General features: G+C 72.5%; 13 protein-coding genes and 1 pseudogene. 3 read left to right on the plus strand and 11 right to left on the minus strand.

Going from position 1 to position 15,128, the window contains the following annotated elements:
- Nucleotides 1-86: 86 nt before the first annotated feature.
- The 6 genes from topA to ACFYTT_RS08995 form a co-directional block, all read right to left on the minus strand.
- Nucleotides 87-2,939: a type I DNA topoisomerase gene (topA, locus tag ACFYTT_RS08970; RefSeq protein ID WP_387258662.1), complete on the minus strand. Its 2,853-nt coding sequence runs from the start codon at nt 2,937-2,939 to the stop codon at nt 87-89.
- A gap of 302 nt (nt 2,940-3,241) precedes the next feature.
- Nucleotides 3,242-3,955, minus strand: a complete 714-nt coding sequence (locus ACFYTT_RS08975; protein WP_387258308.1) for a hypothetical protein — start codon at nt 3,953-3,955, stop codon at nt 3,242-3,244.
- On the minus strand, nt 3,946-4,488 hold the full coding sequence (locus ACFYTT_RS08980; protein ID WP_131054043.1) for a hypothetical protein: 543 nt from the start codon (nt 4,486-4,488) through the stop codon (nt 3,946-3,948). Before ACFYTT_RS08980 ends, ACFYTT_RS08975 begins: the two co-directional genes overlap by 10 nt.
- Nucleotides 4,489-4,603: 115 nt before the next feature.
- A complete protein-coding gene (locus tag ACFYTT_RS08985) occupies nt 4,604-7,102 on the minus strand; it encodes a sodium-translocating pyrophosphatase (protein ID WP_387258310.1) in 2,499 nt (832 codons plus the stop codon).
- A 266-nt stretch (nt 7,103-7,368) separates the two neighbouring features.
- Complete coding sequence (locus tag ACFYTT_RS08990) at nt 7,369-7,806, minus strand: ATP-binding protein (RefSeq protein WP_131054045.1); 438 nt, start codon at nt 7,804-7,806, stop codon at nt 7,369-7,371.
- Nucleotides 7,803-8,144 carry an STAS domain-containing protein gene (locus ACFYTT_RS08995; protein WP_131054046.1) on the minus strand — a complete coding sequence of 114 codons (342 nt, stop codon included), beginning with the start codon at nt 8,142-8,144 and terminating at the stop codon, nt 7,803-7,805. Before ACFYTT_RS08995 ends, ACFYTT_RS08990 begins: the two co-directional genes overlap by 4 nt.
- A gap of 129 nt (nt 8,145-8,273) precedes the next feature.
- On the opposite strand from ACFYTT_RS08995, the gene ACFYTT_RS09000 reads away from it, so the two are divergent.
- From ACFYTT_RS09000 to ACFYTT_RS09010, 3 genes are all read left to right on the plus strand, one after another.
- Nucleotides 8,274-10,829, plus strand: a complete 2,556-nt coding sequence (locus tag ACFYTT_RS09000; protein ID WP_387258313.1) for a DEAD/DEAH box helicase — start codon at nt 8,274-8,276, stop codon at nt 10,827-10,829.
- Nucleotides 10,830-10,936: 107 nt separating this feature from the next.
- Nucleotides 10,937-11,143, plus strand: a complete 207-nt coding sequence (locus ACFYTT_RS09005) for a hypothetical protein (protein WP_131057191.1) — start codon at nt 10,937-10,939, stop codon at nt 11,141-11,143.
- A gap of 71 nt (nt 11,144-11,214) precedes the next feature.
- A complete protein-coding gene (locus ACFYTT_RS09010) occupies nt 11,215-11,793 on the plus strand; it encodes a hypothetical protein (RefSeq protein WP_131057193.1) in 579 nt (192 codons plus the stop codon).
- Nucleotides 11,794-12,095: 302 nt separating this feature from the next.
- Here ACFYTT_RS09010 and ACFYTT_RS09015 read toward each other — a convergent pair whose 3' ends face one another.
- The 5 genes and pseudogenes from ACFYTT_RS09015 to ACFYTT_RS09035 form a co-directional block, all read right to left on the minus strand.
- A complete protein-coding gene (locus ACFYTT_RS09015; RefSeq protein WP_387258315.1) occupies nt 12,096-12,506 on the minus strand; it encodes an Rv3654c family TadE-like protein in 411 nt (136 codons plus the stop codon).
- Nucleotides 12,503-12,820, minus strand: a complete 318-nt coding sequence (locus ACFYTT_RS09020; protein WP_176095624.1) for a TadE family type IV pilus minor pilin — start codon at nt 12,818-12,820, stop codon at nt 12,503-12,505. Before ACFYTT_RS09020 ends, ACFYTT_RS09015 begins: the two co-directional genes overlap by 4 nt.
- A gap of 47 nt (nt 12,821-12,867) precedes the next feature.
- Complete coding sequence (locus tag ACFYTT_RS09025) at nt 12,868-12,996, minus strand: DUF4244 domain-containing protein (RefSeq protein ID WP_155217386.1); 129 nt, start codon at nt 12,994-12,996, stop codon at nt 12,868-12,870.
- Between the two features lie 62 nt (nt 12,997-13,058).
- Nucleotides 13,059-13,691 carry a type II secretion system F family protein gene (locus ACFYTT_RS09030; RefSeq protein ID WP_387258664.1) on the minus strand — a complete coding sequence of 211 codons (633 nt, stop codon included), beginning with the start codon at nt 13,689-13,691 and terminating at the stop codon, nt 13,059-13,061.
- Nucleotides 13,692-14,023: 332 nt separating this feature from the next.
- Nucleotides 14,024-14,701, minus strand: a pseudogene (locus tag ACFYTT_RS09035) (hypothetical protein); the annotation flags it as partial.
- Nucleotides 14,702-15,128 lie beyond the last annotated feature (427 nt).

A 15,128-nucleotide genomic window follows, 5' to 3' on the forward strand; every position in this document is an offset into this window, starting at 1 on the left:
CACGCAGGGGGCAGGTCCGAGGGTGCAAACCCCTTGGTCAACTCCGGTGGGGCCCGGCGGTGGGACGAGTCCGTCGGCGGACGAGGTCAGTCGGCGGCAGGGGCCTTCTTGGCGGCGGTGGCCTTCTTCGGCGCCGCCTTCCTCGGTGCGGCCTTCGAGGCTGCCGCCTTCGACGCCGTCTTCGAGGCGGTGGCCTTGGTGGCGGACTTCGAGGCGGCGGTCTTGGCGGCACCGGCCTTGGCGGGGGCCTTCTTGGCAGGTGCCTTCTTGGCAGCGGCCTTCTTCTTCGGCGCCGGACCCTTCGCCCGCTTCTCGGCGAGCATCTCGGAGGCTTCCTCCAGGGTCAGCGCCTCCGGGGTCTGGCCACGCCGCAGTGACGCGTTCGTCTCCCCGTCGGTGACGTACGGGCCGAACCGACCGTCCTTGATGACCAGTGGCTTCTCGGTCAACGGGTCGGCACCCATCTCCCGCAGCGGCGGCGCGGCGGCCCGTCGTTGCCGGTTCTTCGGTGCGGCCAGCAGGGCCAGCGCCTCGTCCAGCGTGACGGTGAACATCTTGTCTTCGGAGTCCAGCGAACGGAACTCGTCGCCCTGCTTGACGTACGGGCCGTAGCGGCCGTTGTTGGCCACCACCTCCGCGCCGTCCGGGGCCACCCCGATCACCCGGGGCAGGCTGAGCAGCTTGAGCGCCTCGTCGAAGGTGAGCGAGTCCGGGGACTGCGAGCGCAGCAGCGAGGACTTGCGTTCGCCACTGGCCACGTACGGGCCGAACCGGCCGGACTTGAGCACGATCGGCTCGCCGGTCGCCGGGTCGTCGCCGAGCTTGCGCTCGCCCCCGCCGCCGAGGAACAGCTCGTGGACCTTCTCCGGGGTCAGTTCGTCCGGCGCGAGGCCCTCGGGGATCGGCGCCCGGTCGCCCGGGGCCGCGCCCTCCTCGCCCTCGGCGGCCGGTGCCTGCTCCTCGCCGGGCACCCGACGCTGGAGGTACGGCCCGTACCGGCCGACCCGCACCACGACCTCGCGTCCCTCGTCGTCGCTGAAGAGCGGGATCGAGTTGACGCTGCGCGCGTCGATGTCGCTGAGGTTCTCGGTGACCAGCTTCTTGAGCCCACCGGAACGGGCGATGTCCTGGTCACCGGCACCGTTGGTGGTGCCGAAGTAGAACGCGGTGAGGAAGTCGACGGCCGCGTGGTCACCACCGGCGATCTCGTCCAGCTCGTTCTCCATGCTGGCCGTGAAGTCGTAGTCGATCAGGCGCGGGTAGTGCCGCTCCATCAGCCCGATCACGGCGAACGCGAGGAACGAGGGGATCATCGCCTGGCCGCGCTTGACCACGTACCCACGGTCCTGGATGGTCTGCATGATCGACGCGTACGTGGAGGGGCGACCGATGCCCAGCTCCTCCAGCGCCTTGACCAGCGACGCCTCGGTGTAGCGGGCGGGCGGCTGGGTGTGGTGGCCCTGCGCCGCCAACTGGTCGGCGGTCAGCGGCTGGTCCTTGACCAGGTTGGGCAGCCGGCGCTCGGCGTCCTCGGCCTCGGCGTTCTCGTCGTCGCTGGACTCGACGTACGCGCGCAGGAAGCCCGGGTCGGTGATGGTCTTGCCGGTGGCGCCGAAGTCGGCCTCCTCGCCGCCGACGGTGGTGGCCCGGATCCGGACCGAGACGCTGGAGCCGACCGCGTCGGTCATCTGCGAGGCGATGGTGCGCCGCCAGATCAGCTCGTAGAGCTTGAACTCCTCGGCCGACAACTCCTTGGCCACCTCGCCCGGGGTGCGGAAGTTGTCCCCGGCCGGGCGGATCGCCTCGTGCGCCTCCTGCGCGTTCTTCACCTTGCCGGTGTAACGGCGCGGCTCCGGCGGCACGCTGCGCTCGCCGTACAGCTCGACGATCTGCCGGCGGGCCGCCGCGATGGCGGTCTCCGACAGGCTCACCGAGTCGGTACGCATGTAGGTGATGTAGCCGTTCTCGTAGAGCCGCTGCGCGGTACGCATCGTCTGCTGCGACGAGAACCGCAGCTTGCGGGCCGCCTCCTGCTGGAGCGTGGAGGTGATGAAGGGCGCGTACGGGCGACGGCGGTACGGCTTCTCCTCGACGCGGGTGACGGTGAACGGCCGCCCGTCGAGGCGGGCGGCGAGCCCCCGCGCTCCGCTCTCGTCGAGGTGCACCACGCCGGCGCCGGGCTTGACCCGGCCGGTGGTGGGCTCGAAGTCCTTGCCGGTGGCGATCCGGTCGCCGTTCAGCGCGACCAGGGTGGCGTTGAAGGTGCGCGGGCCCTCACCGGCGTTCGTCACGGCGAGCGTGGCCAGGATGTCCCAGTACTCGGCGGTGCGGAAGGCCATCCGCTGCCGCTCCCGCTCGACCACGATCCGGGTCGCCACGGACTGCACCCGGCCCGCCGAGAGCCTCGGCATGACCTTCTTCCACAGCACCGGGGAGACCTCGTAGCCGTAGAGGCGGTCGAGGATGCGCCGGGCCTCCTGGGCGTCGACCAGGTCGCGGTCGATCTCCCGGGGGTTGGCCACCGCCGCCTGGATCGCCGGCTTGGTGATCTCGTGGAAGACCATCCGCCGGACCGGCACCTTCGGCTTGAGCGTCTCGACCAGGTGCCAGGCGATCGCCTCGCCCTCGCGGTCCTCATCCGTCGCCAGGAAGATCTCGTCGACCTCCTTGGCGAGCTTGGTCAGCTTGCTGATCTGCTGCTTGCGGTCGGCGGAGACGACGTAGAGGGCGTGGAAGCCGTTGTCGACGTCGACGCCGAGCCGGGCCCAGGACTCGCCCTTGTACCGGGCGGGCACGTCGGCAGCGTTACGCGGCAGGTCGCGGACATGCCCGAAGCTGGCCTCCACGACGTACCCCGGGCCGAGGTAGCCCGAGATCGTCTTGGCCTTCGCCGGAGACTCGACGATGACCAGACGGGTGGTTCCAGCGTTGCTCGGCACGTCTGCTTCGACCTCTTTCCTGCTCATGGCCGCGCCATCGCCCGGTTCCGGGCGCACTCGCCCCACCGATACCCAGCGGTCCGGATGTCCAACGTAACGCGCCGTCCGTGTTTCGGGTTTCGCGGGCGGCAATTCGCCCGGGACGATCTGTGGTCGCGCCGGACGGCGTCACCGTACACCCTGAGTAGGGCATGGAACGGGTCACTGTGATCAGGGCGGCCCCTCGGTGGAGGTGCGACCCGGCCGATTCTCCCTGTGTTTCCCGACGCCCGGCTGTCTTCGATCGGACAGCCGGCGGCGGATCAGTCGCGGGTCGGCCAGGTGCCGGGCGGAGCCGCGTCCGGACGCTCACCCACCAGCTCCGCGAGGCGTGACGACCGGCGTCGACCGGCGATCCGGTACGCCGGCCCGCCCGCATCCGGCGCGAGCAGGTCGCCGGTGAGCCCGGCCGCGTGCAGCGCCGCGCCGACCACCGCCCACCGGCGGGGATCGGTGCCGCCGAGACGAAGGACGAAGTCTGGCGTTTCGGCCACTCCGGCGGCGGCCAGCCAGAGCCGCAGCCGACGGCCGTCGAGCTGGAAACCCGAGGGCGGCGACTGGGTCGGGCCGCGCAGCCAGGCCGCCGCCAGCGGCACGATCGTCCGGGTGTACGCCGTCCGTACCGCGTACCGCCGGTCCCCGGTCGGTTCCCAGGTCGCCCGTACGCCCCGACGACCCAACTCGGTGACGAGCACGTGCACCCGCCAGGCGGCGTCCACCTCCACCGTCAGGCGGGCGGTCCCGCCCATCCGGTGCACCTCGCCCGGCCCGGCGAGCAGCCCGGCCAGGTCGGCCACGGAGGGTTCCCCGGTCTCCGCGCCGAAGAAGACCAGTTGCCGTTCGCCGGTGGCACCCCGCTCGGGCACTGTGGGGCGTTCGGCCGGCTCGCCGCGTCGGCGTGTCGCCGGGTCGGGCACCGGGAAGGTCACCGGCAGCGGGAGTGCCGCCGGTGTCTCTCCGGAACCGCTCAACGGCATTCAGGTACCTCGTCGAAGGCGCGCTTCAACTCCTCCGAGTTGAGCCGGCTGGTGTCCAGCGCACTGGCGTCGTACTCCTGCTGAAGGGTCTCCACCGTCGACCGGACGCCGTCGTAGAAGGTGCCGGCCTCGCCGATGCCGAGCCCGTCGATGGTGGTGCGGGCCCGGCCGTAGGCGTCCCGCATCGAGGCGAGCGCGGCCCGGAAGCCGGCGGAGACCTCCTCGCCCTGCTCCACCTTGGGTACGCCGGCCTGCTCCACCTTGAGCCGCGCGGTCTCGCTGGCCTCCTCGGCACCGGCGAAGAGGCGGACCAGGTTCTCCTTGGCCTGCGCGGGGGTGGTCTGTGCGGTCATCTGCTCGTTGGTGCTGCTGGTCAACTTGCTGATCTCGGCGCGCCACGGGCTCAGCGCGGTGCACACCGACGCCGCCCACGCCCGAGGGCTCGGACCGCTGGAGCCGCAGGCGGCCAGCAGAACCAGCGTAGCCAGGACCACCGTGAGCTTTCCGGCGGTCGCCGCCCGGCAGGTACGCATGCGTTGCAGGGTACGGCTTCTCCTCGCCGTCGGCACCGGTCAGGTGTACGGGCCGTACAGGCGAGCGGTCCCCGGTCGGCGACGAACCGACCGGGGACCGTGGTGCCGACGGGCGTCAGGCCTTGATCGCCTCCGGACGCGGGTCAGCGGTGCCGGTGCCACCGCTGTCGTTGCCCTCGTCCATCGCCACGCTCTTGCGCTTGCTGAACACCACCGCCGCGACGATGATCAGGGTCGCCACCAGCGCGACACCGACCCGCAGGCCGACGTTACGGTCCTCGCCGATGCTCCAGGCCACCACGGCCGGCGCGATCAGCAGCGAGACCAGGTTCATCACCTTGAGCAGCGGGTTGATGGCCGGGCCGGCGGTGTCCTTGAACGGGTCACCGACGGTGTCGCCGATGACGGTCGCCGCGTGCGCGTCGGAGCCCTTGCCGCCGTACGCGCCGTCCTCGACCATCTTCTTGCTGTTGTCCCAGGCACCGCCGGAGTTGGCCAGGAAGACCGCCATCAGCGTGCCCGCCCCGATCGCACCGGCCAGGTACGACGCCAGCGCGCCGGGCCCGAGGCCGAAACCGACCGCGATCGGTGCCAGGATCGCCAGCAGACCCGGCGTCAGCAGCTCACGCTGCGCGTCCCGGGTGCAGATGTCGACCACCTTGCCGTACTCCGGGCGCTGGGTGCCGTCCATGATCCCGGGCAGCTCGCGGAACTGTCGGCGGACCTCCATCACCACGGCGCCGGCCGAGCGGGAGACCGCGTTGATGGCCAGGCCGGAGAAGAGGAACACCACGGCCGCACCGATGATCAGACCGACCAGGTTCTGCGGGTTGGCCACGTTCAGCGCGTTGAGGATCTCGGCACCGACGTCGGTCACCCCGGCGTCGGCGTACGCGATGCGCAGCGTGTCGGTGTAGGAGCCGAACAGCGCGGTGGCGGCCAGCACGGCGGTGGCGATCGCGATGCCCTTGGTGATCGCCTTGGTGGTGTTGCCGACCGCGTCCAGCTCGGTGAGCGTCCGGGCGCCGTGCTCGTCGATGTCACCGGACATCTCGGCCACGCCCTGGGCGTTGTCGGAGATCGGGCCGAAGGTGTCCATCGCGACGATCACGCCGACGGTGGTCAGCAGACCGGTGCCGGCCAGCGCCACGGCGAACAGCGACAGGGTGATCGAGCCGCCGCCCAGCAGGAACGCGCCGAAGACACCGCCCGCGATGAGCAGCGCCGAGTAGACCGCCGACTCCAGGCCGACGCTGATGCCGGCGAGGATGACGGTGGCCGCACCGGTCTGCGAACTCTTGCCGATGTCCTGCACCGGACGCCGGTCGGTCTCGGTGAAGTAGCCGGTCAGCGCCTGGATCGCGGCGGCGAGCACGATGCCGATGACGACCGCGCCGATCACCACGCCGCGCGGGCCGAACGGCGGGTCGCCGCCGTCCACCCCGAGGCTCTCCCGCCAGTTGTCGCCGAGCTGCGCGGCCCAGGTGGGCTGGAGGTAGAAGACCGTGGCGATCGCGACCAGCACCGCCGAGATCACCGCGGAGAGGTAGAAGGCCCGGTTGATCGCGGTCAGACCGTTGCGGTCCGAGGCGCGCAGCCGGGTGATGAAGACACCGATGATGGCGACGAGCACGCCGATCGTGGAGATGATCAGCGGGAGCACCAGGCCGTCGCTGCCGAACGCGGCGCGGCCCAGGATCAGCGCGGCGACCAGGGTGACCGCGTACGACTCGAACAGGTCGGCGGCCATGCCGGCGCAGTCACCGACGTTGTCGCCCACGTTGTCGGCGATGGTGGCGGCGTTGCGCGGGTCGTCCTCGGGGATGCCCTGCTCGACCTTGCCGACCAGGTCGGCGCCGACGTCGGCCGCCTTGGTGAAGATGCCGCCGCCGACCCGCATGAACATGGCCAGCAGGGCGGCACCGAAGCCGAAGCCCTCCAGCACGGTCGGCGCGTCACCCCGGAAGACCAGCACGACCAGCGCGGCACCGAAGAGGCCGAGGCCGACGGTGAGGAAGCCGACCACGCCACCGGTCCGGAAGGCGATCTTCATGGCCGCTTCCCGGCCGCCTTCGCGTTCCCGGGCGGCGGCGGCCACGCGCAGGTTGGCCCGGGTGGCCAGCCACATGCCGGCGCCACCGATGAAGGCGCTGAACAGCGCGCCGACCACGAAGAAGAGCGAGCGCCCGATCTTCACCGCGGTCTCGCTGCCCTCGGTGTTGTGCACCGGCAGCAGGAACAGCAGGACCACGGCGATCACCACGAAGATCGCCAGAGTCCGGAACTGCCGGATCAGGTAGGCCGAGGCGCCCTCCTGCACGGCCCCCGAGATCTCCTGCATGTTGGTGGTGCCCTTGCCGGCGGCCAACACGGTCTTCGTCAGCGCGGCGGCGAAGGCGAGCGCGACCAACGCGATCACCGCGGCGATGACGACGTACGTGACATTGGCTCCGGTTAGGGAGATCCCGCCGCCCTCGGCGGCCAAGGTGTCGGACATCTGTGTCCTCCTGTGCCGAACAACGCACCGGCCGATGGAGACGCACCGGCCGGTGCCTGTATGCGAATTCGCAAGTGCGCGCCACCCACCCGGCGAGAACCGGCGACGGACGCCCATCTGCGCTGGCTGCCCGGTGGATCACTTGCTGACAACCCGGGTACTGTAGCCCTCCGCAGTGTTCGAGGTCACACCGAGGTGGCACCATCGGCCGATGATCTTCGTCGCTGTGTTATGAAAAGAAATCTGATATAGGAACGGGTCCATGCCAACGGGGCCGCATTCCCAGCACAGGGAATACGGCCCCGATGAATCGAGACTCGGCGCCACGAATGCCGCATGACGCGGCGCTGACGTGATGCGCGGACACCGGCGGCGCCGACGGGTCAGCGACCGACCGGCCAGACCATCCGCACCTCGGTCCCGACACCGTCGTCGACCGGCCGCACCTGAAGATCCTCGACGAAGCCCGCGAGCAGGGCGAACCCGACACCGGTGGTGAGGTCGTCCTCGTCGAGGGACTCGTTGGCCAACTGGTCGGCGTCGAGCGCGGCGAGACCGATGCTCGCCTCGATCGGCGCGCGGTCCACCACCCGCACCGCGTACGACCCGGAGTCGGACATCTCGACCAGCACCGGATCGGGCACGCCGTACTGGCGGTGCAGGGCGACCGCACGGGTGCACGCCTCACCGATGGCCAGGCGCACCTCGTCGAGCAGGTCCTCGCGGACTCCGGCCCGCCGGGCCACCGCCACGCCGACCAGGCGGGCGGTGCGCACGTGCACCGGCGCCGGAGAGAAGGAGAGCCGGACCGTCGCCATCACGCGCCGGTGCCGGTCGCCGCTTCGACCGTGGGATGCAGCGGGAATACCTGGTCCAGCGCGGTGATCCGGAAGATCTTGAGCAGCGGCTCCTTGTCGCAGACCAGCGAGAAGGTCCCGTCGGCGGTCCGCAGACGCTTGAGCGCGCCGACCAGCACACCCAGGCCGGTGGAGTCGAGGAAGTCCACCCGGCCGAGGTCGACCACCACGTGCCGGGCCCCGGAGTCGATCAACTCCAGAAGCCGCTCACGCAGCCGGGGGGCGGTGTAGACATCCACCTCACCGCCGACCTCGAGCACCGTGTGCTCCCCCACGGTGCGGGTCGCCAGCGACAGCTCCATCGGTCCTCCCTCGCACAGCCGTAAGCTCTCTGGCATCTAACCATTACCCCCGAAGGCGCCTGACGACTCACGGGGCCGGTCCCGACCTGCAGACGCGACGATTTCCCATTTCCGAACACCAGTGCGAGAGTGCAGAACGTGACCCCGGCAGTTCCCGTGTCCGCCGGCGGCGGCCCGGAACGACCGCCGCCGGGCGAGCTGCTGCGCCGGCTGCGCCAGCGACACACCACCGACCCGATCACCCACATCGAGCGGGTGCCACCCCGCGCCGGGATCGCGGTGCCGTGGCCGCACTGGGCACCGGAGGAGCTGCGAGCCGCGTACGCCCGGCGGGGGGTGACGACGCCCTGGCGACACCAGGTCGAGGCGGCCGAGATCGCGTACGACCGGCGGCACGTCGTGGTGGCCACCGGCACCGCGTCCGGCAAGTCGTTGGCGTACCAACTGCCCGCGCTGGCCACCCTGCTCGCCGACCCGCGCGCCACGGTGCTCTACCTGGCCCCCACCAAGGCGCTCGCCGCCGACCAGTTACGCGCCGTCGCCACGCTGGAGATCGAGGGCGTACGCCCGTCCTGCTACGACGGTGACACCCCGCGCGCCGAACGGGAGTGGATCCGCCGGCACTCCCGGTTCGTGCTGACCAACCCGGACATGCTGCACCACGGCATCCTGCCCGGCCACGCCCAGTGGTCGGGTTTCCTGCGCCGACTGGCGTACGTGGTGGTCGACGAGTGCCACGTCTACCGGGGCGTGTTCGGCTCGCACGTGGCCCACGTACTGCGGCGGCTGCGGCGGCAGTGCGCCCGCTACCGCCCCGCCACGGGTGACCCCGGCCCGACGTTCGTGCTCGCCTCGGCCACCTCCGGTGACCCCGCCGCCGCAGCCGGGCGACTGACCGGCCTGCCGGTGACGGCGGTCACCGAGGACACCTCGCCGAGAGCCGGGGTCACCTTCGCGCTCTGGGAGCCGCCCCTGCTCCCGCCCGACCCGGCCGCGATCCCCGCCCCCCGCCCGGCACCCGCCTCACGTGCGGCACCCGCCGACTCCGCTGCCGGCGGCCCGCCTCCCGCCGGTCGGTCCCTCGCGGGCCGGTCCCTCGCCGGCTCTGGCGCGCACGGTTCGACGCCTGCCCGGTCCGCCTCGGGCGACCCGACGCCCGCCGGGTCGCCCTCCGGCGGGCCGGTCCACGAGGCGGCCGATCTGACCCAGGTCCGGCGGTCGGCGCTACGGGAGACCGCCGACCTGCTCGCCGACACCGTCGCCTCCGGCGTACGCACCCTGGCCTTCGTCCGGTCCCGCCGAGGGGCCGAGGTGGTCGCCACCAGCACCCGGCGCAGCCTCGACGAGGCGGTCCCCGGGCTGGGCGACCGGGTCGCCGCGTACCGGGGCGGCTACCTGCGCGAGGAACGCCGGGAACTGGAACGCGCGCTGCTGCACGGCGACCTGCTCGGGCTCGCCTCGACCAACGCCCTGGAGCTGGGCGTCGACCTGATCGGCCTGGACGCGGTGCTGATCTGCGGATATCCCGGCACCCGGGCGTCGCTGTGGCAGCAGGCCGGACGGGCCGGGCGATCCGGCCAGGAGGCGCTCGCCGTGCTGATCGCCCGGGACGACCCGCTCGACACCTACCTGGTGCACCATCCGGAAGCGGTGTTCGGGGCACCGGTGGAGGCCACCGTGCTCGACCCGGCGAACACGTACGTGCTCGGGCCGCAGTTGGCCTGCGCCGCGGCCGAGGCCCCGCTGACCGACGCCGACCTGGCACTCTTCGGTGACGGCGCGAAGGAGACGGTCGCGGCGCTGGTCGAGGCGGGCGCGCTGCGGCAGCGGCCGACCGGCTGGTACTGGCGGCACCGCGAGCGCCCCCAGGTGGACCTGCGCGGCGACGGCGGCGCACCGGTCTGCGTGGTGGAGGCGGCGACCGGCCGGCTGCTCGGCACCGTCGACGGCGGCTCGGCGCACTTCCTGCTGCACTCCGGGGCGGTCTACCTGCACCAGGGCGTGTCGTACGTGGTCGACTCGCTCGATCTGGACGACGGGTGCGCGCTGGTGCACCCCGAGGAGCCGGACTGGTCCACCCACGCGCGGGACGTCACCTCACTGTCGGTGGTGTCGGTGCGTTCGTACGTCGACGCCGGACCGGTCGGGCTGTTCCTCGGCGAGGTGGACGTCACCAGCCAGGTGGTGTCGTACCAGCGGCGGCGGATCGCCACCGGCGAGGTCATCGACACCCGTCCGCTGGACCTGCCTGCGCGGGAACTGCGTACCGTCGCGGTCTGGTTCACCCTCTCCCCCGAGTCGCTGGCGGCAGCCGGGGTGGACCCGGCCGACGTGCCGGGCGGGCTGCACGCCGCCGAACACGCCGCGATCGGGCTGCTGCCGCTGGTGGCCACCTGCGACCGGTGGGACATCGGCGGGTTGTCCACGGCGGTGCACCCGGACACCGAGGCCCCGACGGTCTTCGTCTACGACGGCCACCCCGGCGGCGCGGGCTTCGCCGAGCGGGCGTACGGCATGGCGTCGTCCTGGCTGCGCGCCACCCGGGACGCGATCGCCGAATGTGGCTGCGAACACGGCTGCCCCTCCTGCGTGCAGTCGCCGAAATGCGGCAACGGCAACAACCCGCTCTCCAAGCCGGACGCGGTCACGGTGCTGAACGTGGTGCTGGCGAACCTGCCGGAATGACCGGGCAGGCATGAGATCCGGCCGCTTCGGGCATTGATGGCTGGGAGCGCTTCCATCGAGCGCCGTGATCATCGTCCGTCGTCGCCGCCGCACATGGAGGAGGAGCCGTGGCCGACACCATCGCCGAGACCGTCGAGCTGCTCTACACCATCGACCAGGAGCAACTCGACATCGACCAGCAGATCGCCCTCGGTACGGCGCTCGCCACCCTGGCCCAGGCCGAACGGCTGGACCAGATCAACGAGCGACTGCGTACCATCCACCAGCTCCTCACCACCTGGACCCACCGGTCGGCTGTCGACGGCGTCCGCTGACCTGGCACTCAGCGCCGGGCCGCTTGCCGAGCTGTGCGACACTCCGGCGCACCACGAACGAGGAGATTCTGATGCAGCTCGACAGCCTGCAGGCGCAGCACCAGTTCCACATCCGCCAGCGGTTGCGTTTCATGGTCAACCAGTACGAGGTGCACAGCGTCGCGCCGGACGGCTCCGAGGGCGGTCTGCTGGCCTTCGCGCAGCAGAAGCGGCTCGCCTTCAAGGAACAGGTGACCATCTACACCGACGACTCCAAGCAGCAGCCGCTGCTCGGGTTCAAGGCCCGTCAGCGTCTCGACCTCGGTGCCACGTACGACGTCACCGACCACGCCGGCACCCCGATCGGGCTGTTCCGCAAGGATTTCGCGCAGTCCCTGCTCCGCTCGACGTGGCACGTCGAGCAGGCCGGCCTGCCGAACATCGTCGGCCAGGAGCGCAGCATGCCGGTGGCGGTGCTGCGCAGGTTCGCCGAGTCGCTGTCCTGGCTGCCCTACCACTTCGACTTCGTCGCCGGCGGCCAGCCGGTCTTCTCGGTGGTGAAGAAGTGGGGCCTGCGTGACCGCTACGTCGTCGAGATCCACCACCCGCAGATCGACCGCCGTCTGGTGATCGCCATGGCCGTCGCACTCGACGCGCTCCAGGGCCGCTGACCTCGACGTAGTGGCCCTACGGCGGCACGGGCGCTCGCGCCACGGGCCTCGGCGGCACGGGTCCGCGCGTCCCTGACCTCGTCGTCGTGCGGAGCCTCGTCGTCGGAGCCTCGTCGTCGTGGCCTCGTCGTCGTGCGGGCCTCGTCGTCGTGCGGGCCTAGCTGGCACGTGGAGCCTCGGCGTCGGCGCGGCCTCGTCGTCATCGCGCTCGGCGTCGGGGAGCCGGCTCGCCGTCCGCCGGTGGCCGAGCCGGCTCCCCGGCCGACGTGCTCCCGACGTGTTCCCGCGCCGGTGGTAACCGCTCACCCCCGCATCGGGCCGGCCCGGGAGGTGGCCGTGGCGATCCCGGAGATCCCGGGCAGCGGCCGCACCGCCACCTCGGCGGTGACCAGCACGTCGATCCCGTCGACCCGGCACCGGACCAGCCTGGCACCGTTGGCGACGACGAGGTCGGCAGCTCGGGCACACGCCTGCGACTCGTCGTGCAGCGCCCGGCCCGCTCCGGCGAGCGCACCGAAGTCGGCCGCGACCCGTGCCTGGTGACGCGCCACCCGCGCAGCGCCGATACCCGCGCCGAAAATCCCACTGAACACGAAGATCAGCCCGACCGCGAGCAGGTAGACGGTCGCCCCGCCTCGGTCCCGCCCGCCGACGCGCCGCCCACACCGAGACGATGCCCCGGCGAAAGGGTTCGGGCGCCGGGCGACCGTCACGGCCTCGGCTCCGGGATTCCGGGCTCGACGGCCGCCACCGCCGTGGCCACGACGACGATCGCGGGCAGGTCGGTGCCGAGGGCACGCACCGGGGCGCGCACGGTCACCCGGACCACCTCGTCGTCCACGACGACGGCCACCTCCGCGCCGGGAGGCGCGTACCGGTGAGCGGCGCTCTCGCCCGGTTCGCCCCGGGAGGCGGCGAGTGCCGCCTCCCGGGCCGCGTCCAGGCAGGCCGCCCTGGTGCTGACCGCGTTGACCGCGGTCAGCCCGACCAGCAGGAGTAGCACCAGCGCCGGCAGACCGGCCGCCATCTCGGCGGTGAAGGACCCCCGGTCACGACCGGCCGGCCGGCGCCCGGTCACTTCAGGGCCCGGTCGATGACGGCGGTCAACGCGGACTGCACGCTGTCGGAGGTCAGCACCTTCAGCAGGACACCTCCGAAGGCCACTGCGGCGAGCGTGCCGACGGCGTACTCGGCGGTGTTCATCCCGGCGTCCCCGCGAAGGCGGGCGAGGATTCTGCGCACGTGTTCGTCCCTTCTCGATGTGTTCACAGCACGTCGCCGAGCACGGCGACGATCACCGGCACCAGACCGGCGAGAATGAAGGCGGGCAGGAAGCAGAGGCCGAGGGGCAGCACGATCAGGACGCCCGCGCGGCGAGCCGCCGACTCGATCGCGATGGCCCGGTCGGCGCGCAGGTCGTCGGCGAGCCGGGTGAGGGCACCGGCCAGCGCGGCCCCGCTGCTGGCCGAGCGGATCGCGGCGGCACCGACCCGCTCGGCACCCGGCACCGTCGCCAGGTGTGCCCAGGCTTCCTGCGGCCCACCGCCGAGTTGCAGCGTGCGGCCGACCCGGCCGAGCCGGTCCGCGAGCGGACCACCCAGCGCGTCCGCCACCGCGAGCACCGAGCGTTCCACCGGTGCGCCCGCCCGGAGCGCGGCGGCGAGCAGGTCGGCGGCGAGCGGAAGATCGGCGACGGCCCGCAGTCGCCGGTTCCGGTCCGCCAGCGGCTCGATCCGCCGGAGCAAGCGATCCAGCAGGAGCGCGGTGGGTAGCGCCGCCACCAGGCCCGGCCATCCCCCGACCACGACGGCCACGGCCACACCCGCCAGTCCGGCCATGAGTCGCACCCGGTCCACCCGACGGCCGGATGCGGCACCGGCGGCTGCTGGCCCCGTCATCACCTGCACATCGGACCTCGACGAGCCCACAGCGCCCACAGGTCCGCCCGAAAGGTCGGCGCCACGACGACGGTGGACGGCAGTGGACGGGCTCGCGCCGGCCAACCGGCGCAACCGCCGCCGAGGTCGATGCCGGCCGACCAGGACCACGGCGACCAGGACGACACCGACCAGCACCGCCGCCACCAGCGTGCTGTCGGCAAGGTCCAACGCGCTACCGGTCAGGGCGACCGTGCCGGCATCGCGGTCGTGCGTGCGGTGGGCCGTGTCGAGCGTGCTGTGGGCGAGGTCCAACGTCCTGCCGGTCAGGGCGGCAGCGATCGGGCGGGGCATCAGCCTGCTCCGGCCGGCGTGGCGCCGAGACGGTCCGCCCAGAGCAGTCCGACCGCCTGGAGCACGACGGCCGCAACCGCACAGGCACCACCTATCGGGGTGTGCAGCAGCACCTGGAGCGGGTCGACCCCGATGCCGTAGCCGAGAGCGATGCCACCGACCGGCAGGGCGGCAAGCAGCCAGGCGGTGGCGCGGGCCCCGGCTGCCTGGGCCGCCGCCGCAGCCAGTCCCCGGTTCGTCGACCGGGCGTCGGCCTCGATCCGCTCGACCAGCTCGGCCAGCGGCGCGCCGGTCCGGTCGGCCAACCGCACCGCTGCCTGGGCCAGCCGTCCCGGTCGATCGTCGAGGAGCTCCACTCCCCCGGTGGCCCGGCCCCCGGCGCCGCTCGTGCCGTCGCTTGTCGCCCGTCCTGTGGTGATGCCGACCCGAACCGGGCCGGTGGGGCGCAGCGCCGCCACGGCCACCGGGACCGGCAGCCCGGCCCGAAGGTCGGCGGCAAGGGCGCAGAGCTGGTCCAACCGCTCCCGCTGCGCCTGTGCCTGCTGGGCCGTGGCGCGGTGCCGCAGCAGGGCCCGTACGCCCACGGCGCCGTAACCGGCCACCGCGACCGCCGCCACGGGACCGCCGAGCAGACCACCCACCGTCGCGCCGAGCAGCACGGTCAGTAGGAGGACCCGTGGGTACGACATCCCGGCCAGGCGAGCGCGCGGCGTGTGCCGCCTGCGGCCCTGCTGCCCCTCGCCGGTCGGGCCCATCCGGTGCGTGGCGGGTGTCGCCTCCGCCGCCGGTGCGGATCCGTCGTCCCGGTCCGCCGTCGCGTCGACCGGCCACCGGGTCACTCCGGCCCCGATCAGGAGCGATGCATCGCCCGGTCGCGTTGCCGGTGGTGGTGACGGCGTGCTGTCGGGGCGGATCGGTCGGCGCCCGTCACTGCGGCCAGGCGGGCGGGACGCCACGACCGAGTTCGGTGGGTTGGGACGCGTCGTCGCAGGTCGCAGGGAAGCCGGCGGCGGGACCACACAGGACGTGTCGCTCAGCGGGGCCGGCTCGCCCACCGACCGTAGTGTGGCCACCCAGTCGATCAGCGGGTCGTCGGCCCACCTG

This window comes from Micromonospora sp. NPDC003816 (assembly GCF_042874705.1).
In the GTDB taxonomy this organism is placed as follows: Bacteria; Actinomycetota; Actinomycetes; order Mycobacteriales; family Micromonosporaceae; genus Micromonospora.

What these genes read in the sequence shown, in the direction of transcription:
- ACFYTT_RS08975 (WP_387258308.1), bottom strand. Translation starts at nt 3,955, where the DNA reads ATGCCGTTGAGCGGTTCCGGAGAGACACCGGCGGCACTCCCGCTGCCG.
- ACFYTT_RS08980 (WP_131054043.1), bottom strand. Translation starts at nt 4,488, where the DNA reads ATGCGTACCTGCCGGGCGGCGACCGCCGGAAAGCTCACGGTGGTCCTG.
- ACFYTT_RS08985 (WP_387258310.1), bottom strand. Translation starts at nt 7,102, where the DNA reads ATGGGCGTCCGTCGCCGGTTCTCGCCGGGTGGGTGGCGCGCACTTGCG.
- ACFYTT_RS08995 (WP_131054046.1), bottom strand. Translation starts at nt 8,144, where the DNA reads ATGGAGCTGTCGCTGGCGACCCGCACCGTGGGGGAGCACACGGTGCTC.
- ACFYTT_RS09010 (WP_131057193.1), top strand. Translation starts at nt 11,215, where the DNA reads ATGCAGCTCGACAGCCTGCAGGCGCAGCACCAGTTCCACATCCGCCAG.
- ACFYTT_RS09020 (WP_176095624.1), bottom strand. Translation starts at nt 12,820, where the DNA reads ATGGCGGCCGGTCTGCCGGCGCTGGTGCTACTCCTGCTGGTCGGGCTG.
- ACFYTT_RS09025 (WP_155217386.1), bottom strand. Translation starts at nt 12,996, where the DNA reads ATGAACACCGCCGAGTACGCCGTCGGCACGCTCGCCGCAGTGGCCTTC.
- ACFYTT_RS09030 (WP_387258664.1), bottom strand. Translation starts at nt 13,691, where the DNA reads ATGACGGGGCCAGCAGCCGCCGGTGCCGCATCCGGCCGTCGGGTGGAC.